Genomic DNA, 23850 nt, shown 5'->3' on the forward strand with positions numbered 1-23850 from the left:
TTTTAGCGTCTTTAATAGAACGCAGCCAGGTTGATTTTAGTTTGCTTACATAACGCACCAAGTGCGGTATGAACTTCTTTTTCATTTCGCTTTCGCAAAAGCGAAAAAGAAAGCAAATTCATTCTCAACCTTTCAACAACGAAGACAAAAGTAAGAAATTGTAATTAACCGCTACGAGAGCCACAAGAATGAAGTCAGAACAAATCAGATCCACTTTCCTGGAATTTTTCAATAATAAAAAACACGAGATCGTGGCGAGCGCGCCTATGGTTATTAAGAACGACCCGACGCTCATGTTTACGAATGCTGGGATGAACCAGTTCAAGGAATATTTTTTAGGTAATTCCACCCCTAAATCTGACCGTGTAGTAGATACCCAAAAGTGTTTGCGCGTGAGCGGTAAGCATAATGATCTGGAAGAAGTAGGTGTGGACACTTACCACCATACGATGTTTGAGATGCTGGGGAACTGGAGTTTTGGTGATTACTTTAAAAAAGAAGCTATTGCATGGGCCTGGGAATTACTTGTGGATGTGTATGGCATGGATAAAGACAGTCTTTATGTGACCATTTTTGAAGGTGATGCCAGTGAGGGACTTGAGCGTGATACAGAGGCTTATGATTACTGGGCAACGCTGATTGATAAAGACCGTATTCTTAATGGGAATAAAAAGGACAACTTCTGGGAAATGGGCGATCAGGGACCCTGTGGACCATGTTCTGAAATTCATGTGGATTTGCGTAGTGATGCTGAGAAAGCCAAAGTTGATGGCGCCACTCTAGTCAACAACGACCACCCACAAGTGGTAGAAATCTGGAATCTGGTATTCATGCAATTTAATCGCATGGCAGATGGCTCTCTTAAGACACTTCCTGCACAACATGTGGATACTGGAATGGGCTTTGAGAGATTGGCTATGGCATTACAAGGCAAAACATCCAATTATGATACAGATGTTTTCCAACCATTGATCACTGAAATTGAAACTATCACGGGACATCCTTATGGCAAAAAGCAGGAAGATGATATTGCCATACGGGTGATTTCTGATCATGTGCGCGCTGTATCTTTTTCTATTGCAGACGGCCAATTGCCGTCAAATACAGGAGCAGGCTACGTAATCCGTAGGATATTGCGTCGTGCGATACGGTATGGATTCACCTACTTAGATAAAAAGGAGCCGTTCATTTACATGCTGGTTCAAACCCTAGCACACCAGATGGGCGATGCGTTTCCAGAATTGAAGTCTCAAAAAGATCTGATCACAAATGTTATTAAGGAAGAAGAGCAATCCTTTTTGAGAACCTTAGATCAGGGTTTGATTTTATTGGATTCTATGATCGCTTCCGCGAAAGCGAACTCCAGCAACCAGATTGAGGGCTCCAAGGCTTTCGAATTGTACGATACTTTTGGATTCCCTATCGACTTAACTGCGCTCATCCTTAGAGAAAAAGGAATGCAACTCGATGAAGCTGGGTTTGACAAAGCGATGCAGGAACAAAAAAACCGTTCCCGTGCAGCTAGCGCCACATCTTCAACAGACTGGACAGAGCTGAGAAAAGACGATACCCAAGAATTTGTAGGCTATGACCGCCTAGAGGCTGATGTTTTTATTACTAAATACCGAATGGTAAGCAGTAAGAAAGAAGGCGATATGTATCAGCTGGTATTTAATATGACACCATTTTATGGTGAAAGTGGTGGACAGACGGGAGATAAAGGATATCTAGAAAGTGCTAGTGGCGATACCGTTTATATTATAGACACTAAAAAAGAAAACGGACAAACCGTTCATTTAACTAAGAATCTACCTAAAGATTTGAACGGACCGCATAAAGCAGTCGTCGATCTGCACCAGCGTCAACGCAGTGCTGCCAACCATACGGCCACTCACCTATTGCACCAGGCTTTACGTAAAATATTGGGAACTCACGTAGAGCAAAAAGGTTCCATGGTGCGCAGTGCCTCATTGAGATTTGACTTTTCTCATTTTGCTAAGTTATCTCCAGAGGAAATCACTCAAATAGAACAGTTTGTAAACGCTAGGATTGCTGAGCATTTAGAGCTTGAGGAAAATAGAAGTAATACGTACGAACAAGCCATAAAGGATGGGGCCATAGGCCTATTCGGTGAAAAGTATGGTGATGTGGTACGAACCATTAAGTTTGGGGCAAGTCATGAACTTTGTGGCGGCACCCATGTAAAGAACACGGCGGACATCTGGCATTTTAAAATCAAGAGTGAAGGCGCCGTTGCGGCAGGGATCCGCAGGATTGAGGCCATCACTGGCGATGCCGTCAAGGAATATTTTGAGCAGCAATCAGAAACACTGGAAGAAATCAAAACTGCTTTGAAATCAAGTTCGCAAGATCCGGTTGAATCTGTTAAGAGTTTACAAGAAGAAAATGCAGCCTTGAAAAAAGAAATAGAGCAACTTCTTAAGGATAAAGCTGGAAACTTAAAAGGAGACTTGATAGCAAGCGCCACAGAAGTCAATGGCGTGAATTTTATCTCTACGTCTACAGATTTAGACACCAAGTCTATTAAAGATTTAGCCTTTGAGATTGATCGTGAAATGGATAATTTATTCATGATTTTGGGATCCAACGCCGACGATAAAGCGACACTTACAGTGATCATCAGTAAAAATCTAGTGGACGAAAAACAACTGAACGCAGGCACAATTGTTAGAGAACTAGGCAAGCACATTCAAGGTGGCGGTGGTGGACAGCCACATTTTGCAACTGCCGGAGGTAAGAATCCTCAGGGAATTGCTGCCGCTCTTGAAGCAGCCAAATCCTATTTGTAATACTCCATGCAACAAGATCCTTTTCTAGATAACGAACAAACAGGTGATAGTGAGGAGTTGATTTTCGTCGGTTTCTGGCCTAGAGCACTCGCATTACTATTAGATTCTTTGATTGTAGGCATTCCTATAGCCATAGCAAACATCTATAATTTATTGATTCTTAAGAGTTTTTTGTTTTTTGTATTGATTTCCATGATTTCCATAGCCTATAAACCATTGATGGAGGGTATTTATGGTGCAACTCTAGGGAAAATGAGTATGGGAATGAAAGTAGTTGATTATAATGGTGAGGCCATCAATGCGGCGCAAGCCATATTGCGCAGTGTATTTACTATCGGGCAGTCCTTTTTTACCATTCCCGTATACTGGTTTGTTTTTAACGATCTTGATTTGATGGAACTCACTAATTATTTTGAACTGAGTTTGCAAATGGCAGCTTCCTATCCTATTCTAAATGTGATTTCTGGAGTGAGTACCTTGATCCTTTTCATTGAGACACTAACCCTTTTGATGGATCCACCATATTGGCGCTCATTACATGATAGGATTGCAAAGACGTATGTAATTGAAAAGTAATAAAATAGAAATTATGTTTCAATTACTCAGTAAGCATTGTAGTTCCAAACTTTTAATAAAGGTGAAAAAACTGATTTTTACATTCGCATGTTTGATGATGCTAATATCCTGTGATAATATCAGATCAGTGACTTACACTCAACCCGAACTTTTTGAAGAAAACATTCTGCAACTCTTACCTGGAACTTATACCGCAGTGCGACCAGACGTACCCGTAGCAATGAAGAGTGAAGTGAACTCTCTAATTGAAGAAACCTTTAAGGAACTAGTAGGGGATTGTTACGAACAGACAGTTCAAATTCAAGCACTTGAAATACCTCTTAATGGTTCCCAGCTTTTTACTGCTGATGTTGAGCGAATAAAATTTCAAGCTCCAAACTTGGATTTTCTCATCTATGTAAGTTCTTCCTATAGAGAACCGACAGTTACAGAATTTAGAGATAGTAGAACCTATCGACAACCTAGAGAGCATGTAACAGGTACGCTTTATATCTTTGACCTTAATAGTAACACCTTGCTCTTTAAACAACGACTTATTGGATCTACAGAAGAAGCTTACGATCCTTATGAGGAAGAGGAAGATGATGATGGAATAGTGTTCAAAGCTGAGGGTGAACTATTGACAACCAAAGTGTTGAAAAGACTGCTCAAAGGTATTGCTAGAAATGCGAAGTCCAGCAATTTGAAATGTGATTGAAAATATATAATTGAACCCATGAGTAGCGCAGGCAGTATACAAGCCATGATCACAGCAATGAAAAACAACGCCAGGCGTCGAAAGACTAGCGACAAGTCTCTTGCTGGAATACATGCTGGTGAACTCTACAATTCTGATAAAAGCCAAACACCCAATCACACACCCGAACAAATCGCCGCAGCAAAAGCTGCTTTTAAAATCAAGGCAATCAAGGAAAATCGAAAACGTCGACTAGTTCTAATAGTCACGATTATCGCAGCGCCATTGATAGGATATGTACTCTTTGAGTTGATGACCTACATTATCAATTAGTTTAGAATTCTCCTAACATCCACTCAAGGCTGATTCATTACATTTGGTTATCGCTTTGACCTTATGAAATTCACAACACCAGTTGAAATCTCGCCTTTAGAAAAATCTATCGACTATGATAGTTCTATAGTGCTCTTGGGCAGCTGCTTTTCTCAAAATATAGGAGATCAGCTCTCCTATTTTGGGTTTCAGAATCTTATAAATCCATTTGGAACACTTTTCAATCCACACAGCATGGCAACTTTGATTGAAAAGTCCTTAAAAAATGAATTTACAGCAAAGGATGTACAAGAGCGCTTCAGCTACTTTGCTCACTCTGACATTAGTGGCGCAAATGCAGATGACGTTTTAACTAACCTAAAAGATGCAGGAAGGAAACTAAAACACAGATTGAAAACTGCATCACACCTAATCATCACTCTGGGAACTGCCTGGGTCTATGAACTAAAGGAAAATGGAGAAATAGTCGCTAATTGCCATCAACAACCGCAAAAGCTATTCAATAAACGATTGCTTGAGCTGGAAGAACTAACAGCATCCTTACAAGGAATAGAGAATGTAACAAAATCTGCAAATCCGGATCTTCAAATCATTTATACCTTATCACCTGTACGACATACAAAAGACGGTATGGTAGAAAATACCCGCAGCAAAGCACGCTTGCATGAGGTCATTCTACAACAGTGCGAGCGCTCCAACTCCTATTATTTCCCGGCTTATGAAATTTTGATGGACGAGTTACGAGATTATCGTTTTTATGCTCAAGATATGCTCCATCCTAATGCAACCGCTGTGGATTATGTGTGGTTACGCTTTCGCGAAAGCGTACTTCACCAAAAAACTGCTACCACCCTAAAAGCCGTAGAATCTTACCGAAAACTGGCAGCACACCGCCCCAAAAATACTAAAGCACATCAAGAACAACTGGAAAAAAGTCTTTCCATTTTGAAAGAGCAAAACCCACAGATCCATATCGCATGAAACGAATTAAAAATCTAGTTACTGGCGCCATTATTATGTTGCTTATGGTTCTCATATATAATTTTTTTCATGGTGCCAATGAGGAAAGAGACACGCTGGAAGCTCAAACGTCCTTGATTGAAAAGCAAGTACGCAACGTGAGTAAACTAGTGGTGACTGAGGCTACCTATGCCAAGGTATATACCTATCAGAACACTAAAAGTTATGGCTGGGACTTTTTTGAGAGCAAGAAAACTGCTCTTTTAAGCTCTAATGCTCAAGTAACTGTAGGCTATGATCTAAAGAAAATGCACTTTCAGATTGACGCAGCTCAAAAGACGATTCGCATACTGAACATACCACCACCAGAAATAAATATCAATCCTAGATTGAGTTACTATAACTTAGAAAATGGTCTGGTCAATAAATTTGAAGCGGCGGACTTAAATCGTATGGAACGTCTCATAGCAAAAGACTTGAGAAGCAAGATCGAAAAAAGTGATATTGTAAGTAACGCACAGAACAGGCTGTTCAGTGAGTTGAGTCAGATCTATGTCTTGACCAGTAGCTTTGGGTGGACCTTAGAGTACGACGGCTCGCCACTAACGAGCGACGATGATTGGAAAGCAGTTCTGGACTGATGGTTACATATTTTATAAACCAACAAATCCCCTAAGAAAGTATCTCAAGGGATTCATCATCATTAACCAAAACTAAATCTAATCTCTTTTTAATTGTTGCGGCTGCGGCCTCGATATTCTTTCAACAGCTTTCTACGGAACTCTACCTCAGCCTTTTTCAAGGTCAAGAATCGCTTAGGGCCTATAATCTTGATAAGCTTGCGGTGTCTTGATTCAAAGTTAGATTCGTTCAAATCTGCTTCTATTTCAAACATTCGATCCACATATTCCTGTGCTTGATTGTCAGATATCGCCTCAAAATTACGAGCCATGTCGTACATCAATTTCTTTTTTTCTCTGTATAATTTTTCACGGTCTTTTTTAATGTCCGTATATACAGGCCAAAACTTTTGAGCCTCGTCTACTGTAAGTGACAGTTCTTGAGTTAAAAAAGCAACTTCAAGAGCCTCAATTTTCTCATTTGCAGTCCTGCTATCTTGAGCCAGGGAAAGCCCAGAAATAAGCACTACAATAATTATTAGTATATTTTTCATTCTTCCAACATTTGATTCATGTCCACCTCATCAGCAAGGTAGTTGAGCAATACTTCATTATCAATCGAGCTATTGAAAGCTGTGTCATCTAGAACGTCTGTATCTGTGTACAGAATATCAATAGCGTCTTGATCAGCTGTAAAGTCGGTATCTGCGATATACATTGCGAGCTCATCGCTTTCAATATCCTGCATCGTCAGTACATTACCGTCAAACAAACCATTAATAGTTACCATTGCAATAAAAATTGCAGCAACTGCTAATAAGGGTACTACCCATGATGGTGTCTCCCTATTCATCTGAACCACAGGCTTATCTGCTGTGACTTCTAGCACACGTTGTTCCAACTGCTCAAAATACCCTTGAGGTATGTCAAAAGGCGATGTGATTTCACTATCACTTTGTTTCAGTTTTTCTTCTACAGTGGCAGCGAGAATTCTAGATTCTAGATTCTCAAAATAATCCTTTGGAACAGTAAAAGGAAGCTCTTGGTTTGCCGCCTTTCCATTCATGGTATCGAACATACGATCCATGGCAGTATCAAAATACCCATCTGGTATTTCGAACCCTAGATCTTTATGTGTGTTCTTCTTTTTCATAATTCTATGACTCTTTTATGAGTCAATGGTTTAATCTCTTTTAAGGTACGCTTCTACCTTTTTTGCAGCAATGTGATAGCTTGATTTTACTGCTCCTTCACTTAATTCTAAAATCTCTGCAATATCCTTGAACTTGATCTCATCATAATAGCGCATGTTGAAAATTTCCTTTTGACGGTCTGGCAATTGAGCCAGTGCCTTTTGAAGTTCTAGTTGTATTGCATCGCCGGTAAAATAGACATCAGCCTCCAGTTGATCTACAAGATAATCCTGCATTTGCGCATCGTTAATCTGCAATATTTTAGACTTCCGCTTTAAGAAAGTCATGCTTTCATTATAAGCAATGCGGAACATCCATGTGCTTAACTTGCTTTCTCCTTTAAATTTAGGCAATCCTTTAAAAATCTTAATAAACACATTTTGTAAAACGTCGTCCGTATCCTCATGGTTCAAAAGAATCTTACGTATTTGCCAGTACAATTGTTGCTGATGCTGTTTTACCAATATACGAAAGCCCTTATCTAAAGTGTTAGGGCTGGCAACGAGAGTTAGAATTTCGTTTTCGGATACTTGGCTCATTCGGCTGTTATGACGTACTCAATGTAGAAAGGTTTAATACACATGGCAAGAAATTTGAAGATAATCTGAATTCTTGAAAATACATAGAGTATGTATCTTTACTTAAAATTACAACTATGCAACCTACAGAATATAATCCGTCATCTAATTACCAATCACTGATTGAGGTAACTGACGATACCAGAGCCGCGTTCTATCGTAAAACATACGGTCATGTTGCTCTAGCGACCTTACTTTTTATCATTGTAGAAACGATCTTACTGCGCATTGATCCTTTAGTAGAATTGATGTTGTCTTTAACCCAAGGATGGAAATGGCTTTTAGTTTTAGGAGCTTTTATGTTTGCAACAAACTATGCAGAAAAACTAGCTCATACCACACACGATAAAACCAAGCAATACCTTGCGCTGTTATTATTTGTAGTTGCAGAAGCTATCATTTTTGTGCCATTGCTCTACATCGCTATTTTTTATATGGAAGGTGATTACTTCTCTGTCATCAATCAAGCCGCCATTATGACGCTGGCGTTGTTTACAGGTTTGAGTGCCGTGGTTTTAATTACTAAAAAAGATTTTTCGTTCCTGCGCAGTTTTCTTGCGATAGGTTTTGTGATTGCCGTTGGTGCCATTGTTGCTGGGATGATTTTTGGATTCAATCTAGGGTTAGTGTTTAGTGCTGGAATGATTGTTTTAGCTGCGGGAACTATATTGTATCAAACCTCACAGTTAGTTCACAAATATTCCACAGATCAATATGTAGGTGCTTCCTTAGGTTTATTTGCCTCCTTGATGTTGCTGTTTTGGTACATCTTGAGCATCTTCATGTCTAACGATTAAATTTTTTATTTACATATTGCCACGTGACAACTATGATTGGCTCGCGCCTTATGGTTTTGCCTTTGTAGGTGTCATTTTACTATCAGCGATAGTGCATCTTGTCTTGCGTTGGGCGCAGAACAAGTATGACTTTCTATGGTACCGTCAGGTAATGAGCTTTAGAAAGTTATCGCTTTCGCGAAAGCAAACTCTAGAGACCTTTTCCTTTTATAAAAATCTTGATTCTACCTATCAAAAACAATTTGAACACCGTGTCGCCTGCTTTATAACAGATAAAGTTTTCCGTAGGCGAAGTGGTGCGCAAGTTACTGATGTCCAGAAAGTAACTATAAGTTGTGTAGCAGTGATGCTCACGTTTGGAAGACGCAATTACATGATGGATCAACTGGAAACCATTTTGATTTTTGAAGAACCTTTTACAAGTGCTGCCAACTCTCAAAAGCATAAAGGAGAATACAATCCACGCGCAGCAGTTCTTGCCTTGTCATGGCCTGATGTGCTGAAAGGAATAAAAGATGCAAAAGACAATTTTCATCTAGCGCTTCATGAGTTTACCCACGTGATTCACATTGAAAGTGAGCGAGCACAGCACATAGATGCCATGAGGTATCATAAATACCACCAATTGATTCTTATACGTTTAATGCAGAAGGACTTGCGACGTACTATGGAACGCTCACCATTTTTTCGAGAATATGCCTTTACAAATCAATACGAATTCATGGCTGTATTGACAGAGTACTTTTTCGAATCCTATGAAGAATTGAAAGCTCAATTTCCCCAATTGCACGAATTGATGAGCAAAGCGCTTTTATTTGAAGAGAAATGGATGAGTTAGGCGACTTGCCAATTTGAAGTTATAGGTCTTTGAGGTTGTAAGGCAGCAATGTAATTTAAAACTTCCTGGTGCGAATTCAAAGGACAAAAAGCGTCAGATGAAAACTGAGCTTTCCATTTCTCAAGGCTCGCAAGAGATTGAAGGGAAGCTATTTTGTTCATGAAACTGTCTCTTGGGGTTCCAAGGAAATTTCGTGCTTCGTTATGAATAGTCTGTAAAGAAGTTTTAAGACTACTATATTTTTTAGAATCCAATTCTTTACCACTCTCTAAACTTTTCGTGACATTAATAAATGCTGAAATAGAGTTAGATCGGTTAATCTCAAATTTTAATTCACGAAGAAAATCCTCGATACCGTGGCACAAAGGTTTGTATAAACATTGCTCTGTCTCTTCTAAAGGAAGATTATTTGATTTTTGATGTTGAACGAATTGTTGCGCACCTTTTATTTTCAAAAAAGATAGGTACATAATTAGTCCTAGATCTCGAGCTTGATCAACAGAGATGTCAGCTTGAGCGAGCTGGATCCCAACGGATAATAAAATTTTCATGTTGCTTGTTTATAGTTACCCTATTAACATGTACGCAAATTACTACAAATCAAGGTTCAACTCTATACCACATATGGGGTATTTCTCAGAACTTTAACGGAACCTATCATTAGGTGTTAAAAATTCCCTCAAATATCAAATGATGTTTAAACAAAACGCCGTTTGACTTGAGGGATTTTGTATAACTAGTCCCTAATCAATTTTTTGTAACGGATTCTCTTAGGAGTGACATCACCTAATCGCTTCTTCTTATTCTCTTCATACTCTGTAAAACTTCCCTCATAAGAATAGACTTGTGAATCGCCTTCAAACGCAATGATGTGCGTACACACACGGTCTAAAAACCACCTGTCGTGACTAATAATTACCGCACAACCTGCAAAATTTTCAAGCCCTTCTTCTAAAGCTCTAAGCGTGTTTACATCTAGATCATTTGTAGGCTCATCAAGTAGTAACACATTACCTTCTTCCTTTAAAGTCATGGCTAGGTGTAATCTGTTGCGTTCCCCACCAGATAGTGTGCTTACTTTCTTGTTTTGTTCTGATCCTGAGAAATTAAAGCGGCTCAAGTAGGCTCTTGAATTTACCATCTTACCACCCATCATCACCATATCCTGACCGTCTGCAAAATTTTCCCAAATTGATTTTTCTGGATCGATGTTAGAATGGTCTTGATCTACATAAGCAAGTTTTACTGTTTCCCCCACTTCAAAGGAACCTTTATCCGGCTCTACCTCATCCATGATCATTTTGAAAATGGTAGTTTTACCCGCACCGTTAGGACCTATGATCCCTACAATCCCGTTTTGTGGCAACACAAAATTCAAATCTTCATACAGCAACTTATCACCAAAAGCCTTACTTACTCCAGTGGCTTCGATCACATTTGTTCCTAATCTTGGGCCATTAGGGATGTAAATCTCTAGTTTCTCTTCTTTCCCTTTTTGATCCTCGTTTAACAATTTATCGTAGTTGTTCAAACGTGCTTTTTGCTTGGTTTGACGACCTTTAGCCCCTTGACGTACCCAGTCCAGCTCTCGCTGCAACGTTTTACGACGTTTGGATTCCGTTTTCTCTTCTTTAGCAAGTCGGTCACTCTTTTGTTCCAACCAGCTCGAATAGTTTCCTTTATAAGGAATACCCTCGCCACGATCCAGTTCTAGTATCCATCCTGCTACATTATCAAGGAAATACCTATCATGAGTTACCGCGATAACGGTTCCTTTGTATTGAGCTAAGTGTTGCTCTAACCATAACACAGATTCTGCATCCAAGTGGTTGGTAGGTTCATCCAGTAGCAAAATTTCAGGTTCCTGGAGTAACAAGCGACATAAGGCTACTCTACGCTTCTCTCCACCAGAAAGGTTTTTAATTTCAGCATCACCAGGTGGCGTGCGCAAGGCATCCATGGCGATTTCCAGTTTTGTATCCAGTTCCCAAGCATTCAATGCGTCTATCTTATCTTGCAATTCTGCCTGACGGTTCATCAACTTTTCCATCTTATCAGCGTCAGAATAGACTTCTTCCAGACCAAAATCGTCGTTGATCTTATTGTACTCATCAAGAATGGCCACCGTTTCTGCAACTCCTTCTCTAACGATTTCCATAACCGTTTTAGACTCATCCAGTTCAGGTTCTTGTTCTAAATACCCCACTTTATAACCAGGTAGGAAGTGAATATCCCCTTGATAATTCTTCTCCTTGCCGGCAATAATTTTTAACAAGGTTGATTTACCAGATCCATTCAGACCTAGAATACCAATCTTAGCCCCATAGAAAAAACTCAGGTAAATATTTTTTAGCACTTGTTTTCCAGTACTTTGATAGGTCTTTGAAAGACCTGACATAGAAAAGATTACTTGTTTATCGTCACTCATTGTTTAGCTTTTTTGTCTTTTAATATTCTGGTTAATTCTTCTAGAGATTCTGAGGTGTACCGCTTTCGCGAAAGCTTAATATCTTCCATCTCTTTTACACGTATCAAGAGTCCTTGCTCTTGTAAATGTATTTCTTGGATTTCTGAAAATAGAAAACCCATAGTTTTATTTCCCAACAATTTCATGGTCATGCTTTCACCACCATAAGAAACCGAATTGGCTGAAGTAAACCCCTCCAAACTTAAGGCTGTAAAAGAGGTCACTCCTAGGGCTGCTGCCGTATAGGAAACATAATCTGGTCCTCCCATCCACCAACTCATTAATGCTGCCAGAATGAGGATCGCACCAGCTGCCGTGAGAAAACGGTATTTGGGCGAATTCAAATTACGTATGTTAATGGTACGTTGCACTAAACCCTTCCTTTCAAAGCGTTAAACACCCAAGCGATGGCAAAAAAACCAATACCAACAGATGCAAAACCATAACCTGCAATATCACGATAACGGAAGGCTCCCATTGCAATCAATGCAATACCTATTACAATCATAATTAAAGTTGCCCATCCTAGAACTCCATTTTTATTCATTGCCATAATCTTCTTTCTTTAACCTGCTAAATATAAACTTTGCCTCTTTTTACTTACAAATCCATTTTTAATCCTGCTTGCTCGCTTTTTTAGAACCACGGTACATCTCATACTTGACAAGTCGCGCCTCTAGCTTTCCATTAAATAGTTTGATCCTGCGAGAAGGACGCAAACCTACGTGCTTTAACGCTTCTAGATTTCCTGTAATCATCCAGGCCGTACTGCCGGTATATCTCGATTTCAAGGTGTCTCCTATTTCCTTATAGAACTCCTCCATATTGATTTCCAATCGTTCATCATAAGGCGGGTTGAACATCAAAAAGGATTGAGCGCTTTGATGATCTCTAAAAAAATCACCTTTTTCCACACTTACAAAGTCTTCTAGATTTGCATTCTTCACGTTTTCCAGTGCTTTCTCTACCGTGTAACCATCTGCATCGCGAGCGATGATTTTACCATCAAAGCCTCGTATTTTTTTCAAGCAACTTGCCTGAATATTTTCAAATAGTGCATTATCATAATCGGGCCACTTCTCAAAACCGAATTCAGTACGGTTGATATTGGGAGCGATATTAGCTCCTATCATTGCAGCCTCAATGGCTATGGTCCCACTACCACACATCGGGTCAATAAATTCTGAGCGTTGATCCCAATCGCTCAATAAAATAAGTCCAGCGGCGAGCACCTCATTAATAGGAGCCACATTAGTCTGATCGCGATAACCTCTTTTGTACAAGGGTTCACCACTACTATCCAGGGAAACATCTACGGTTTGATCATTGATGTGTACAGAGATTCGTAAATCTGGTTGTTTTGTATCTACATCTGGACGACGGCCGTATTTCTCTCTCAGTTGGTCCACAATCGCATCCTTTGTTTTTAAAGCGATGTATTGACTGTGATTAAAGTATTGAGAAGAAACTGTGGCGTTCACCGCCAGCGTATCATGCGGCGTCAAATATTTTGACCAGTCCATTTGATAAATCCCGTCGTACAAATCCACCTCATTTCGCGCGCGGAAGCTGTGGATAGGCTTCAAGATACGAATCGCTGTGCGCAGCATCATATTAGCTTTGTACATAAATCCTTGATCACCTTTAAAACTGACCATTCGCACGCCTTTTTCCACGTCCATGGCGCCCAGATTTTTGAGTTCCTGTTCCAGGACTTCTTCTAGGCCAAAAAGGGTTTTGGCGATCATCTTAAAATTTTGCGACATTCTCTAGGGATTTGACCGGCAAAATTAAGGTATTTTTGCCTCCTATGAGCGATAGAAAAGAACCGATCACGTGGTATGCCAGTTGGTTTGACACACCTTATTACCACATTCTCTATAGAGATCGAGATTATAAGGAAGCAGGAGAGTTTATGAAAAGCCTCACATCACATCTAGGGTTACAGCCACAAGCTCAAATCTTAGATCTGGCCTGCGGTCGTGGCCGCCATAGCATTTTCTTGAACAGATTAGGCTATGACGTTACTGGTGTGGACTTGAGTGAGAGTAGTATCGCTTTCGCGAAAGCGAAATTAAACCACATAGAATCTGGAAATCTAGAATTAGGTGAACTAGGTACAGGTCCCGTGGATCTAGATCGTATCAAATTTAAGGTTCACAACATGACGGAACCTTTTCCTGCAAAGTTCGATGCCATTTTCAATTTATTTACCAGCTTCGGATATTTTGATGATCCTGCAGATAATTTAAAGACCATAAAAGCTATTAAAAAAAGTTTGAAGCCAGAGGGCGCGGCTGTGATCGATTTTTTCAACGTGAAAAAGGTAGTAGAACACTTAGTTCCGTATGATGAAAAAACAGAAAAAGGAATCGTGTTCCAGCAAACTAGAAAATTCAAAGACGGCTATATTTTCAAAGACATTGAATTTGTAGACGATAAAAACCGGTATCATTTCACCGAACGTGTCCAGGCCTTGACACTTGCCGATTTTGAAAATTACTTTGCTGCCGCTGGCATGCGATTAGAGAACGTTTACGGCAATTACCAATTGGAGCCTTTTGATGAAGCAAGTTCTGATCGTTTGATTCTGATTATTAAATCCGCAACCTATTAAAATGAATTATTTATTACCATTTATTGCGGTACTCATAGGCTGTCTTGCTGCTTTTTTAGTGAAGGAAGTGTCCCGACAACGCATGAAGTTATTATTGGCATTTTCAGGAGCATTTTTACTGAGTGCCGTTGCGACAGAATTTCTGCCAGAAATTTATGAAACAGGAGATGCGAGGTATGGCATCTATTTAATCGCAGGTGTTTTTGTACAAATCATACTCGAATTTTTCTCTAAAGGAGCGGAGCATGGACACTTGCATGTACATCAAGATGTTGCTAGGTTTCCTTATGCACTTTTTGTTAGTCTATGTATACATGCTTTTCTAGAAGGAATGCCGCTTCAAACGGCAGACGGAATGACCTATGGAGTGGCTATTCATAAAATTCCAATAGCCTTTATTTTTACTGGATTTCTTGTTTCTAATAAAGCTTCGTTGTGGAAAATTCTTTTAGTCATCGGGTTGTTCTCCATCATGTCTCCATTAGGTAGTTTTATTGCCCAACATGCGGAATTCTCTATGGACGCCATGCTACCTATTAAAGCACTAGTTGCTGGAATAGTGCTGCACGTTTCAACTACTTTAATACTGGAGTCCAGCGATGGACATCAATTCAACCTTGCTAAAATGTTAGTCATGCTTGCTGGGGCTTTCTTGGCTTTTTTGCTTTAAGTAGTAAGTATCAGCCACACCATTATCAAATGACTTAGGCTCCCACCTAAAACAAAGAAATGCCAGATTACATGGTTAAAGAACAACCTGTTCCAAGCATAAAATATAATCCCAACGGAAAAGGAAATGCCGCCAGCAATCAGCCAGTTCATTTCAGCTGTGCTAAAAGCGTCTTGCAATGCACCTACGTCAATAATGACCATCCATCCCATCACTAAATACAAGATGCTTGAAAACGCCTCGAATTTTCCTGTGAAAAACAATTTCCAAATGGTACCGAAGAGTACTATGCTCCAAACAGCTGTTAGTATCATCCAGCCGCTGGTCTGTTCTAAGCTTATGAGACAAACTGGTGTGTAGGTTCCCGCAATGGAAAAATAAATGGAAATATGATCCATTTTGCGAAGCGTCCATTTGATTTTTTCTGGCTTGGCATAGTGGTATGAAGTAGATGCCGCATACAAAAACAATTGCGATACACAATAGATAATAATTCCCATTAACGCGTACGGCGCTACGCTTTCAACAGCTTCAGTCAGCAAAAAATAGCTTGCAATAACAAAAACTAGAAATCCGAAGCCATGGGTAATGACATTCCAACGCTCTTCCAGTGCGGTTTGAGCTCTAGGCATTCAATGACTTTTGAATCAGCTCTTTTCTAGCGGTTTCATATTCTGAAACCATATCTTGTACTACTTGCGCTGCAGGAACAATGTCATCTATAAGTCCTGACACTTGACCTATTTCTAATTCTCCTTCATCCATATCGCCTTCAAACATTCCTTTTTTAGCTCGAGCTCTTCCTAGTAATTTAGTAAGGTCCTCTTTAGATGGCGATTGCTTGTAGAGTTCTTGTACTTGATTCCAGAACTTGTTGCGCATCATTCGTACTGGAGCGAGCTCCTTTAATGTAAGATGTGTATCACCTTCACCAGCTTCCACTATAGCTTTTTTGAAGTTCATATGACTGCTGGCCTCTGGAGTACATACAAACCTACTTCCTACTTGTACACCGTCTGCACCTAGGGTAATTGCGGCAAGCATTCCTCTACCTGTGGCAATACCTCCCGCGGCAAGTAGTGGTATATCAATGGCTTTAGCAACTTGAGGAATTAAGGTAAAAGTGGTGGATTCTTCCCTACCATTATGACCACCTGCCTCAAAACCTTCTGCCACTACTGCATCCACACCAGCTTCTTGAGATTTCAACGCAAATTTCACTGAGCTCACCACATGGACCACCTTAATACCTGCAGCTTTTAATTGAGGCGTATAGGTTTTAGGATTTCCTGCACTGGTAAAAACTATGGGAACTTGCTCCTCTATGATAATATCTAAAATCTCATCCAGATCTGAATATAGCAACGGGACATTTACCCCATAAGGTTGGTTTGTTGCTTTTTTAGTTTTTTGAATGTGTTCGCGCAACACATCTGGGTACATCGAACCAGCACCTATCAATCCTAGCCCTCCAGCATTACTAACAGCACTGGCGAGTTTCCAGCCACTTGCCCAGATCATCCCACCTTGTATGATGGGATATTTGATGTTGAAGAGTTGGGTAATTCTATTGGTCATTTATAATGAGATTTTATGTGCCACGGACTGCCCATGACTTCTAAAGAGGTAGAGCCCGCTAGAGAATTGGCTTAAATCCACCGTATCTTCTTGCTCCATTTGTGTTTCAAGTATTAATTGCCCTTGCAAGTTGAAAAGCTGGAAAGGATATTCGCTTTCGCCTGGAGCGGAAAAAATATACAGCACCTTATCCTTTACATAATATTTGAAGTCTGATACTGTCGTTATTTCTTGTTGGGATAAGGTTCTAAATGCATTTCCAAAATTTGGAATACCGTAACCTAATTGGTTGTCTGGGCTTACCGATTGAGTTCCAGTCTGCTGTACCGCTTCAATTAATTCTGCAACAGATAATTGTGGGTAGGCTTGAATTAAACAAGCCATGGCGCCGGCGATAATTGGGCCGCTATAACTGGTGCCACTACCTGATTTAAGCTCGCCAGACTCTTCCACCAGCTGGGTAGCAGATCCTTGTGCTGCGACACTAGGCCGAATGCGACCATCCCTAGTAGGACCTATGCTGGAAAAACTCGATTTACTACTTGAGGGAGTAACTGCTCCAATTGCAAAAACACCAGGAGCATCTGCGGGTGCAGCAATCCATGGATGAAAAGTACTATTGCCAGAATTACCAGCGCTTGTAACGATTAGCATACCTTTTTCTGTCGCAACAGTCGCTCCTCTAGAAATGAAGGAGGAACCATTCATGTCCTCATAGTTCAAGCTTTCGGATGGATTATCAAATCCCAAATAGCCTAAAGAAACATTTACCACATCAACACCCAGGGAATCAGCACGCTCTGCAGCGGCCACCCAGTAGCTCATTTCAACAGGTGTTTCACTAGCATCATCTTCCGTACGGAATAAATAATAACTGGCATCTGGAGCTGTTCCAACGTATTGATCATCGCCATTACTGACTTGGCCTGCCATGATACTCAACACTCGGGCACCATGAAAGTGATCGCCAAAATAGCTGTCATTTCCTGCTACAAAATCATAGCCGCCTAAGATTCGGCTTTCAGTTCTAATTGTGGCAAAAGCACGATTTGTATCCACATTTGGAAACCCACTATCGGTTACTGCTATTATAATTCCGCTTCCTGTATGGCCTTGATTGTGTAACTCATCCAGACCTATCATTTCTATCTGATTTCTAGTATTCCCATAATTTGCAGGCAGTAAAATATCTTCCTGAAATTTGTTGAAACTGCTTGTCGTAGCATTTTTACTAGGGTCAGAATACACCACCTGCTGCACGTAATCTAAAGATTCTAGTTGTTGAAGATTCTCGAACGTCCCTGTAACATGAGCACAATTGAACCACTTAGATTGAGTACGGTAACTTATTCCAGGCTGCCGTTGTATACCAGCAACATACTCTTGATTCACTGGGACATCCCTGTCATCAATGGAAATATTGTGACGCTGTTTCCTTTCTAAAGCACGCTGGGTAAGCATGCTTCCTGGATTTTGAAGATAGGTTGAGGTATTTGCTTTATCCTTAAAATAAACCCATGCATTCAAATCTTGCGCTACTAGGCTGGTAGAAACCAATATCATTATCCCTAGCAGTGCGATTCGTATCATGATTCTAATTTAAGCAATTACACCTGAACCTAAACACTCCTCGTCTTTATACCAAGCTGCAAACTGACCTGGAGAGATCGCACTTTGTGGGTCGTCAAAAACCATATAAAGACCGTCAGCACGTTGATACAGCGTGGCTGGCTCCAATTGTTGACGATAACGTATACGTCCCATCACGGGCATTGTTTCTCCTACCTCTAATTTCAAATCTGTACGAATCCAGTGCACTTCATCGGGTTTAATGAAGAGCCCACGGCGGTATAAGCCGGCATGATCTTTCCCTTGACCTACAAAAATAGTATTGGATTCAACATCTGTCTCGATGATGAACAAAGGCTCTGGAGTTCCCCCCACATTGAGGCCACGGCGCTGGCCACGTGTAAAATAATGAGCGCCTTGATGCTGACCTTTTAAAGTTCCTTCAGACTCTAGATAAGTTCGCTTTCGCGAAAGCGAAAAAACCTCATCCTCCGTACTCAATTCTGACATTCTTGAAACACTCAGGTGAGCTGGAATCTCAATAATATTTCCTGTTTTAGGCTGAAGTTGCTGCTGAAGAAAATCAGGCAATCGCACTTTACCTATGAAACACAATCCTTGACTGTCTTTTTTCCCTGCAGTAATTAGATCTTGAGATGCAGCGACTTCCCGCACTTCAGATTTTTGTAAATGCCCTATGGGAAAAAGGGTTTTGGCTAATTGCTCTTGAGAAACTTGGCACAAAAAATAGCTTTGGTCTTTTCCTGGATCGGCACCTGCGATCAAATGATGAATCGTTTGACCATTTTCAGTAGTGGTTTTCTTTTGACAGTAGTGTCCAGTTGCTACAAAGTCAGCACCTAAATCCAAGGCAATGTCCATAAAGACATCAAATTTGATTTCTCGATTGCACAGGACATCTGGATTAGGAGTACGTCCACGGGCATATTCATCAAACATATAGTTGACAATACGCTCCTTATATTGTTCACTCAAATCTACCGTCTGGAAAGGAATTCCTAGTTTATCTGCTACCAGCATGGCATCATTAGAATCTTCCAGCCAGGGACATTCATCACTAATGGTCACGGTATCATCATGCCAGTTTTTCATGAACAGCCCGATGACTTCATGCCCTTGCTCTTTCAATAGATGCGCAGCTACACTAGAATCTACACCACCAGAAAGTCCTATTACTACTTTTGCCATACTGCAAAAATACGGCAGATCCTGATGATGACATAAAACCACATATTCAATTTAACTATAGGGCAAAGCTGGCTGTCTATAGAGAATTAGCACAGTATTTTTGGTTGTAATTTATACAATAGCGCTAGAATGGTTTCGTTATTTTGCAGGACTAATAATTAAGCCAATCAATGAGGAGTTTCATATTTAAAGTTTTCTTACTAATCGGTTTTATTTCTGTTTTCACAGGTTGTGTGGATGAAGATGACAATAGTAATGTGATCAATGGCCCCACGGCATTGGATTTTCTTGTTGACAGTCCTAATCACTCGATTCTTATTGAAGCTCTCACAAGAACACAACTGGAACAAAATATTGATAATTCTGGCAGTTTTACCTTGTTTGCTCCTACTGACGCAGCGTTTAACGTATTCCTTCAAGCAAATGGTTTTGGCAGTGTGAATGCAATTCCAGAAGATGAATTGCGAACCTTATTATTATACCATCTGCAATCTGAAGTCCGGCTGGTTGATCAATTCAATTCGCAATACTATAAAACCCAAGCCTCCATAGATACAAGTCAAATGGATGCGTTTGTGAGTCTAACCTCAAATGCGCTACAGATAAACAATAGAGCCACGGTAACATTGCCTGATAATAGAGTAAGTAATGGTGTGGTTCACGTTGTAGATCAAGTTCTAGAATTACCTAGTGTGGTCACCTTACTCGCTGCCAATCCTAATTTCTCAAATCTGGTGACAGCATTGAATCAAGAAGGCTTAAGTATCGTTCTGGCTGATAATGCAGATGCGTCTGCCCCATTTACTGTTTTTGCCCCCAGCAATGCGGGATTCACTGCACTGATCGTATTTGACCCTAATGATAATTTGAATAATTTTCAAGATGTCTTGAATCAAAATAACCTAGACGATAAATTACTCTACCACATTTTAGGCAGTCAACGATTGCGACTAGAAGATTTTGAAAGTGGGGTTACTATTAACCCTTTGGGCACAGGAAATTTTGCTATAGACACTACCGCTGGTTTTACTATTCTAGACGGTTCTGGAACGACGACTAACCTTGTAGCCACTAATATTACAGCCTTCAATGGTGTGATTCACCAACTGGATTTTGTACTGAGACAAAACTAAGTATGAACCATCAGGAGCTCTTAGAATTCAAGCAACAGGTGCATCAAGCTTGTATGGCATTAGTACAATCTCAATTGGATACCATCCAGAAAAGTCTTGACGAACTGATGGAAGCCAAATCCAGCGAAACAAAAAGCAGTGCTGGAGATAAATATGAGACTGGAATGGCAATGATTCAAAATCAAGAAGAGTTGTATAAACGCCAGCGGGCAGACGCACGATCTAGACAAAATAAGCTTAAAAGCATCTCCCCAACAACTCAACTAACTAAAGCAGATAAAGGAGCCTTAATACTTTCAAGCCTCGGGAATTTTTACATCTGCATTGGGTTAGGAAAAGTGGTAGTGGAAGGACATGAGGTTTATGTAATTTCTATAGAGTCTCCCCTAGGAAAATCATTAAAAGGAAAACAATGTGGAGAAGAACTTACCTTCAACGGTAAAACAAGTTCTATAGAAAACGTAGTTTAGACAAAACCTTTCTCATGAAGAATCCATTACAAAAAGAATTTGACCAGCTACACACTTATCTAGAGAAAGGAGATATTCAAAATTCAGACATTTCTCAAAAAGGTATTTACTGGCATGTAGATCACTGCCTTCGTATTCTAGAAGGAGTCCCAGAGGCATTACGTACCTCCAAAAAAGAAGAGTTCAATCCTAAGACCAACTTGACAAAACTGGTCATTATGAACTTTAAGTGGATTCCTAGAGGTAAAGGAAAATCGCCAAAACATGTTTTACCTGACGCGGATCATCTTTCTAAAATAGAAATAGAAGAACGAGCAGATCGCGCCTTTCATCAGGTCAATTCTATTGCAAAATTGCCTGCATGGTCTCATTTTAGGCATCCTTTGTTTGGTTCCTTGAACCTTAAGGAAACTGTGAAGTTCTTAAAGATTCACACAAATCATCACTTAAAAATAATGAGGGATATTGTCAAATAGAACAGTTCTAGAAGCCGATTTTTTGCCCTCCTTCTGGATGGAATAAAGCTTTCACATGAGGTTTATTCAGCTCTACAAAGGTAAAAACACCCAATCCTATCCCTAGCATTCCAGTAAAACAATTAATGATTCCAGCTACAAAAATGAAAGTGTAGCTTTTTCTCTCCTTAATACGCTTTGCAGCTATCAAGGTAATTATCGCAAAAACCAAAGAAATAACAGCACCCACAACACCTATCACCACAAAGATCCAAGAGAGGTGCATAGGAAATGGAGTATTCTGACCTTCATGTGAAACCTGGTCCATAAAACCGAACATGAAAGATCCAAACAGTGCATAAACAATAAAGAACAGCACCCCTAAGAAGTTAAAACAAGCTTTGACTATATATAGTGTTCTTAATAAATCAAGATTATGATTCGGTTGGTAGATAGGTTGCATTTGATTCGTTTTGTTTATGAATTTAGCTGTTTTCTTAATGTTAAACCAAACAATTCTTCTCTTTTAAGATAGTGACTGTTAGGATTTCGCTTTCGCGAAAGCGAAATAAACCTTACCTCACTGCTTTCATTAAACTATTTTACCTCAACAAGAGTCCCACTTATAGACTTTAATAGATTCAAATTTCTATGAATTTGATGGAATATCACACTTCGGCATGTTTTTAGAAGAAGTACTTTTGTCCCAAATAAATTAATCGTGAGAATAGACATTATCACTGTACTACCAGAATTAATAGAAAGCCCTTTCCAGGCATCTATTTTGAAGCGGGCAGTTGAAAAAGGGATTGTAGAAGTGCACTTGCACGATTTGAGGAAGTACGGATTGAATAAATACAACCAGATTGATGATTATCAATATGGTGGTGGCGCAGGAATGGTGATGATGATTGAGCCCATTGACAAGATGATTGCAAAGTTGAAAGCTGATCGTGATTATGACGAGGTGATTTATATGACCCCAGATGGGGAAACCTTAAATCAAGGAATTGCCAATCAATTATCCATGAAGGGAAATATCATTATCCTTTGTGGGCATTATAAAGGAGTGGATCAGCGTGTCAGGGATTTGTTAGTCACCAGAGAGATCTCCATAGGCGATTATGTATTGAGTGGTGGAGAGCTGGGAGCTGCGGTATTGTGCGATGCTATCATACGATTGATCCCAGGAGTTATTAGCGATGAGACCAGCGCACTGACAGATAGTTTTCAGGATGGATTGCTAGCACCGCCAGTTTATACAAGACCTGCGGAGTATAAAGGAAGTTCAGTTCCTGAGATTCTTTTAAGTGGGAACCTCCCTAAGATTGACAAGTGGCGTGAAGATCAGGCTTATGCACGTACAAAAAACAGAAGACCAGATCTTTTAACCGACCATTAATACCGATAAATCACATAAATACTGTAATTTTGCAGTGAACTAGACACTTATGAAAATACTTTTACTCTCTTTACTTTTAGGTGTTTATGCATTTCCTGTAGATGCCTTACCACTTTTGGATAGAAATCCGAAGATGACTCTAGTTTCCCAGAAGCCAGAAAAGATGACCTTACTCGCTAATCCTATTAAGGATGGTGTGTTAAAACTGTCTTTTACTAACGTGCAAAGCGAGAACATCAACGTGGTGGTGATCAATTCCATAGGGAAGAAAGTCTATACGGCAGAGCGTAGTTTGAATAAACAAACTCAAATTTTTGATATTTCCAGTCTTGCTTCTGGCATTTACTTTTTGCGTGTAAATACAGACCGTTCCAACTTTGTCAAGAAGTTGATTATCCAATAAACATTCAAATCCATATTAAATTTTGCAGGAATAGATATTAATCCTATTTTTGCAGCTCGTAAAAATCAACCTCTGACGATACTCGTGAATGTTGTTTGTTTACCTAACACATAATCTATTAAGATGACTGATTTAGTAAAATTTGTTCAGGACGAGTTTATCGAGAAGAAAGACTTTCCAAAATTTGGCGCTGGTGACACAATCACAGTGTACTATGAAATTAAAGAAGGTGAAAAGAGCCGTACACAGTTCTTCCGTGGTGTAGTACTACAGGTAAGAGGTTCTGGTGCTACAAAAACCTTTACTATTCGCAAGATGAGTGGTAATGTAGGTGTAGAGCGTATCTTCCCTTTCAACCTTCCAGCGATCCAGAAGATCGAAATGAACAAAGCAGGTAGTGTACGTAGAAAACGTATCTTCTACTTTAGAGAACTTACTGGTAAGAAAGCTCGTATCAAAGAAGCTCGTAGAAAATAAACTACGCTTATCTATTAAA

Annotated in this window: 29 protein-coding genes; 16 read left to right on the top strand and 13 right to left on the bottom strand. The window is 39.9% G+C overall.

Going from position 1 to position 23850, the window contains the following annotated elements; all coding sequences use genetic code 11:
- Window positions 1-188 precede the first annotated feature (188 nt).
- The 6 genes from alaS to NMS_RS00140 all read left to right on the top strand — a co-directional run bounded on the left by alaS (window position 189) and on the right by NMS_RS00140 (window position 5996).
- Window positions 189-2810: an alanine--tRNA ligase gene (gene alaS, locus NMS_RS00115; protein WP_041494797.1), complete on the top strand. Its 2622-nt coding sequence runs from the start codon at window positions 189-191 to the stop codon at window positions 2808-2810.
- Window positions 2811-2816: 6 nt separating this feature from the next.
- Complete coding sequence (locus NMS_RS13325; RefSeq protein WP_052476602.1) at window positions 2817-3386, top strand: RDD family protein; 570 nt, start codon at window positions 2817-2819, stop codon at window positions 3384-3386.
- 127 nt (window positions 3387-3513) lie between these two features.
- Window positions 3514-4083: a hypothetical protein gene (locus NMS_RS00125; RefSeq protein ID WP_148311306.1), complete on the top strand. Its 570-nt coding sequence runs from the start codon at window positions 3514-3516 to the stop codon at window positions 4081-4083.
- An 18-nt stretch (window positions 4084-4101) separates the two neighbouring features.
- The gene (locus NMS_RS00130) at window positions 4102-4395 is read left to right on the top strand and encodes a hypothetical protein (RefSeq protein WP_041494799.1); all 294 of its coding nucleotides are present in this window, start codon (window positions 4102-4104) and stop codon (window positions 4393-4395) included.
- A 63-nt stretch (window positions 4396-4458) separates the two neighbouring features.
- Window positions 4459-5376 carry a GSCFA domain-containing protein gene (locus tag NMS_RS00135; protein ID WP_041494800.1) on the top strand — a complete coding sequence of 306 codons (918 nt, stop codon included), beginning with the start codon at window positions 4459-4461 and terminating at the stop codon, window positions 5374-5376.
- A complete protein-coding gene (locus tag NMS_RS00140; RefSeq protein WP_052476603.1) occupies window positions 5373-5996 on the top strand; it encodes a DUF4230 domain-containing protein in 624 nt (207 codons plus the stop codon). Before NMS_RS00135 ends, NMS_RS00140 begins: the two co-directional genes overlap by 4 nt.
- A gap of 89 nt (window positions 5997-6085) precedes the next feature.
- On the opposite strand, the gene NMS_RS00145 is transcribed toward NMS_RS00140, so the two are convergent.
- From NMS_RS00145 to NMS_RS00155, 3 genes are read right to left on the bottom strand one after another with little or no spacing between them, the layout of a single operon-like run.
- Window positions 6086-6529, bottom strand: coding sequence for a hypothetical protein (locus NMS_RS00145; RefSeq protein ID WP_041494801.1), 444 nt, complete (start codon window positions 6527-6529; stop codon window positions 6086-6088).
- On the bottom strand, window positions 6526-7128 hold the full coding sequence (locus tag NMS_RS00150) for a hypothetical protein (RefSeq protein ID WP_041494802.1): 603 nt from the start codon (window positions 7126-7128) through the stop codon (window positions 6526-6528). Before NMS_RS00150 ends, NMS_RS00145 begins: the two co-directional genes overlap by 4 nt.
- A gap of 30 nt (window positions 7129-7158) precedes the next feature.
- The gene (locus NMS_RS00155; protein ID WP_041494803.1) at window positions 7159-7707 is read right to left on the bottom strand and encodes an RNA polymerase sigma factor; all 549 of its coding nucleotides are present in this window, start codon (window positions 7705-7707) and stop codon (window positions 7159-7161) included.
- A 116-nt stretch (window positions 7708-7823) separates the two neighbouring features.
- On the opposite strand from NMS_RS00155, the gene NMS_RS00160 reads away from it, so the two are divergent.
- On the top strand, window positions 7824-8543 hold the full coding sequence (locus NMS_RS00160; RefSeq protein ID WP_041494804.1) for a Bax inhibitor-1/YccA family protein: 720 nt from the start codon (window positions 7824-7826) through the stop codon (window positions 8541-8543).
- Window positions 8544-8559: 16 nt separating this feature from the next.
- Window positions 8560-9381, top strand: coding sequence for a zinc-dependent peptidase (locus NMS_RS00165; protein WP_041494805.1), 822 nt, complete (start codon window positions 8560-8562; stop codon window positions 9379-9381).
- Here NMS_RS00165 and NMS_RS00170 read toward each other — a convergent pair.
- The 5 genes from NMS_RS00170 to NMS_RS00190 all read right to left on the bottom strand — a co-directional run bounded on the left by NMS_RS00170 (window position 9378) and on the right by NMS_RS00190 (window position 13614).
- Window positions 9378-9932 carry a hypothetical protein gene (locus NMS_RS00170; RefSeq protein WP_041494806.1) on the bottom strand — a complete coding sequence of 185 codons (555 nt, stop codon included), beginning with the start codon at window positions 9930-9932 and terminating at the stop codon, window positions 9378-9380. The genes NMS_RS00165 and NMS_RS00170 overlap by 4 nt on opposite strands.
- A 185-nt stretch (window positions 9933-10117) precedes the next feature.
- A complete protein-coding gene (ettA, locus tag NMS_RS00175) occupies window positions 10118-11809 on the bottom strand; it encodes an energy-dependent translational throttle protein EttA (protein WP_041494807.1) in 1692 nt (563 codons plus the stop codon).
- Window positions 11806-12192 (bottom strand): hypothetical protein, encoded by a 387-nt coding sequence (locus NMS_RS00180; protein ID WP_148311307.1) that lies wholly within the window; start codon window positions 12190-12192, stop codon window positions 11806-11808. The genes ettA and NMS_RS00180 overlap by 4 nt, the downstream gene beginning before the upstream one ends.
- A 26-nt stretch (window positions 12193-12218) precedes the next feature.
- Window positions 12219-12401, bottom strand: a complete 183-nt coding sequence (locus tag NMS_RS00185) for a CAL67264 family membrane protein (RefSeq protein ID WP_041494809.1) — start codon at window positions 12399-12401, stop codon at window positions 12219-12221.
- 61 nt (window positions 12402-12462) lie between these two features.
- The gene (locus NMS_RS00190; protein ID WP_041494810.1) at window positions 12463-13614 is read right to left on the bottom strand and encodes a THUMP domain-containing class I SAM-dependent RNA methyltransferase; all 1152 of its coding nucleotides are present in this window, start codon (window positions 13612-13614) and stop codon (window positions 12463-12465) included.
- A gap of 44 nt (window positions 13615-13658) precedes the next feature.
- Here NMS_RS00190 and NMS_RS00195 point away from each other — a divergent pair, with 44 nt between their 5' ends.
- A complete protein-coding gene (locus NMS_RS00195) occupies window positions 13659-14465 on the top strand; it encodes a class I SAM-dependent methyltransferase (RefSeq protein WP_041497320.1) in 807 nt (268 codons plus the stop codon).
- A gap of 1 nt (window position 14466) precedes the next feature.
- Window positions 14467-15135 carry a ZIP family metal transporter gene (locus NMS_RS00200; protein WP_041494811.1) on the top strand — a complete coding sequence of 223 codons (669 nt, stop codon included), beginning with the start codon at window positions 14467-14469 and terminating at the stop codon, window positions 15133-15135.
- Here NMS_RS00200 and trhA read toward each other — a convergent pair.
- From trhA to mnmA, 4 genes are read right to left on the bottom strand one after another with little or no spacing between them, the layout of a single operon-like run.
- A complete protein-coding gene (gene trhA, locus NMS_RS00205; protein ID WP_041494813.1) occupies window positions 15132-15767 on the bottom strand; it encodes a PAQR family membrane homeostasis protein TrhA in 636 nt (211 codons plus the stop codon). The two genes, NMS_RS00200 and trhA, sit on opposite strands and share 4 nt — an antisense overlap.
- Window positions 15760-16713 carry an NAD(P)H-dependent flavin oxidoreductase gene (locus tag NMS_RS00210; RefSeq protein ID WP_041494814.1) on the bottom strand — a complete coding sequence of 318 codons (954 nt, stop codon included), beginning with the start codon at window positions 16711-16713 and terminating at the stop codon, window positions 15760-15762. The genes trhA and NMS_RS00210 overlap by 8 nt, the downstream gene beginning before the upstream one ends.
- Complete coding sequence (locus NMS_RS00215) at window positions 16714-18303, bottom strand: S8 family peptidase (protein ID WP_041494815.1); 1590 nt, start codon at window positions 18301-18303, stop codon at window positions 16714-16716.
- 9 nt (window positions 18304-18312) lie between these two features.
- Complete coding sequence (gene mnmA / locus NMS_RS00220) at window positions 18313-19491, bottom strand: tRNA 2-thiouridine(34) synthase MnmA (protein ID WP_041494817.1); 1179 nt, start codon at window positions 19489-19491, stop codon at window positions 18313-18315.
- A gap of 170 nt (window positions 19492-19661) precedes the next feature.
- Between mnmA and NMS_RS00225 the strand changes: the two genes are divergently transcribed.
- From NMS_RS00225 to NMS_RS00235, 3 genes are read left to right on the top strand one after another with little or no spacing between them, the layout of a single operon-like run.
- Window positions 19662-20624 carry a fasciclin domain-containing protein gene (locus NMS_RS00225; protein WP_041494818.1) on the top strand — a complete coding sequence of 321 codons (963 nt, stop codon included), beginning with the start codon at window positions 19662-19664 and terminating at the stop codon, window positions 20622-20624.
- Between the two features lie 2 nt (window positions 20625-20626).
- The gene (locus NMS_RS00230; RefSeq protein ID WP_041494819.1) at window positions 20627-21094 is read left to right on the top strand and encodes a hypothetical protein; all 468 of its coding nucleotides are present in this window, start codon (window positions 20627-20629) and stop codon (window positions 21092-21094) included.
- A gap of 14 nt (window positions 21095-21108) precedes the next feature.
- The gene (locus tag NMS_RS00235) at window positions 21109-21570 is read left to right on the top strand and encodes a hypothetical protein (protein WP_041494820.1); all 462 of its coding nucleotides are present in this window, start codon (window positions 21109-21111) and stop codon (window positions 21568-21570) included.
- A 7-nt stretch (window positions 21571-21577) separates the two neighbouring features.
- Here the strand turns inward: NMS_RS00235 and NMS_RS00240 are convergent, their stop codons facing one another.
- Window positions 21578-22012 (bottom strand): hypothetical protein, encoded by a 435-nt coding sequence (locus NMS_RS00240; protein ID WP_041494821.1) that lies wholly within the window; start codon window positions 22010-22012, stop codon window positions 21578-21580.
- A 258-nt stretch (window positions 22013-22270) separates the two neighbouring features.
- On the opposite strand from NMS_RS00240, the gene trmD reads away from it, so the two are divergent.
- From trmD to rplS, 3 genes are all read left to right on the top strand, one after another.
- On the top strand, window positions 22271-22951 hold the full coding sequence (gene trmD / locus NMS_RS00245) for a tRNA (guanosine(37)-N1)-methyltransferase TrmD (RefSeq protein ID WP_041494822.1): 681 nt from the start codon (window positions 22271-22273) through the stop codon (window positions 22949-22951).
- 49 nt (window positions 22952-23000) lie between these two features.
- Window positions 23001-23354 carry a T9SS type A sorting domain-containing protein gene (locus NMS_RS00250; protein WP_041494823.1) on the top strand — a complete coding sequence of 118 codons (354 nt, stop codon included), beginning with the start codon at window positions 23001-23003 and terminating at the stop codon, window positions 23352-23354.
- A 123-nt stretch (window positions 23355-23477) separates the two neighbouring features.
- Window positions 23478-23831: a 50S ribosomal protein L19 gene (gene rplS / locus NMS_RS00255; RefSeq protein WP_041494824.1), complete on the top strand. Its 354-nt coding sequence runs from the start codon at window positions 23478-23480 to the stop codon at window positions 23829-23831.
- The last annotated feature ends 19 nt before the right edge of the window (window positions 23832-23850 follow it).

It is taken from the genome of Nonlabens marinus S1-08, assembly GCF_000831385.1.
Classification (GTDB): domain Bacteria; phylum Bacteroidota; class Bacteroidia; order Flavobacteriales; family Flavobacteriaceae; genus Nonlabens; species Nonlabens marinus.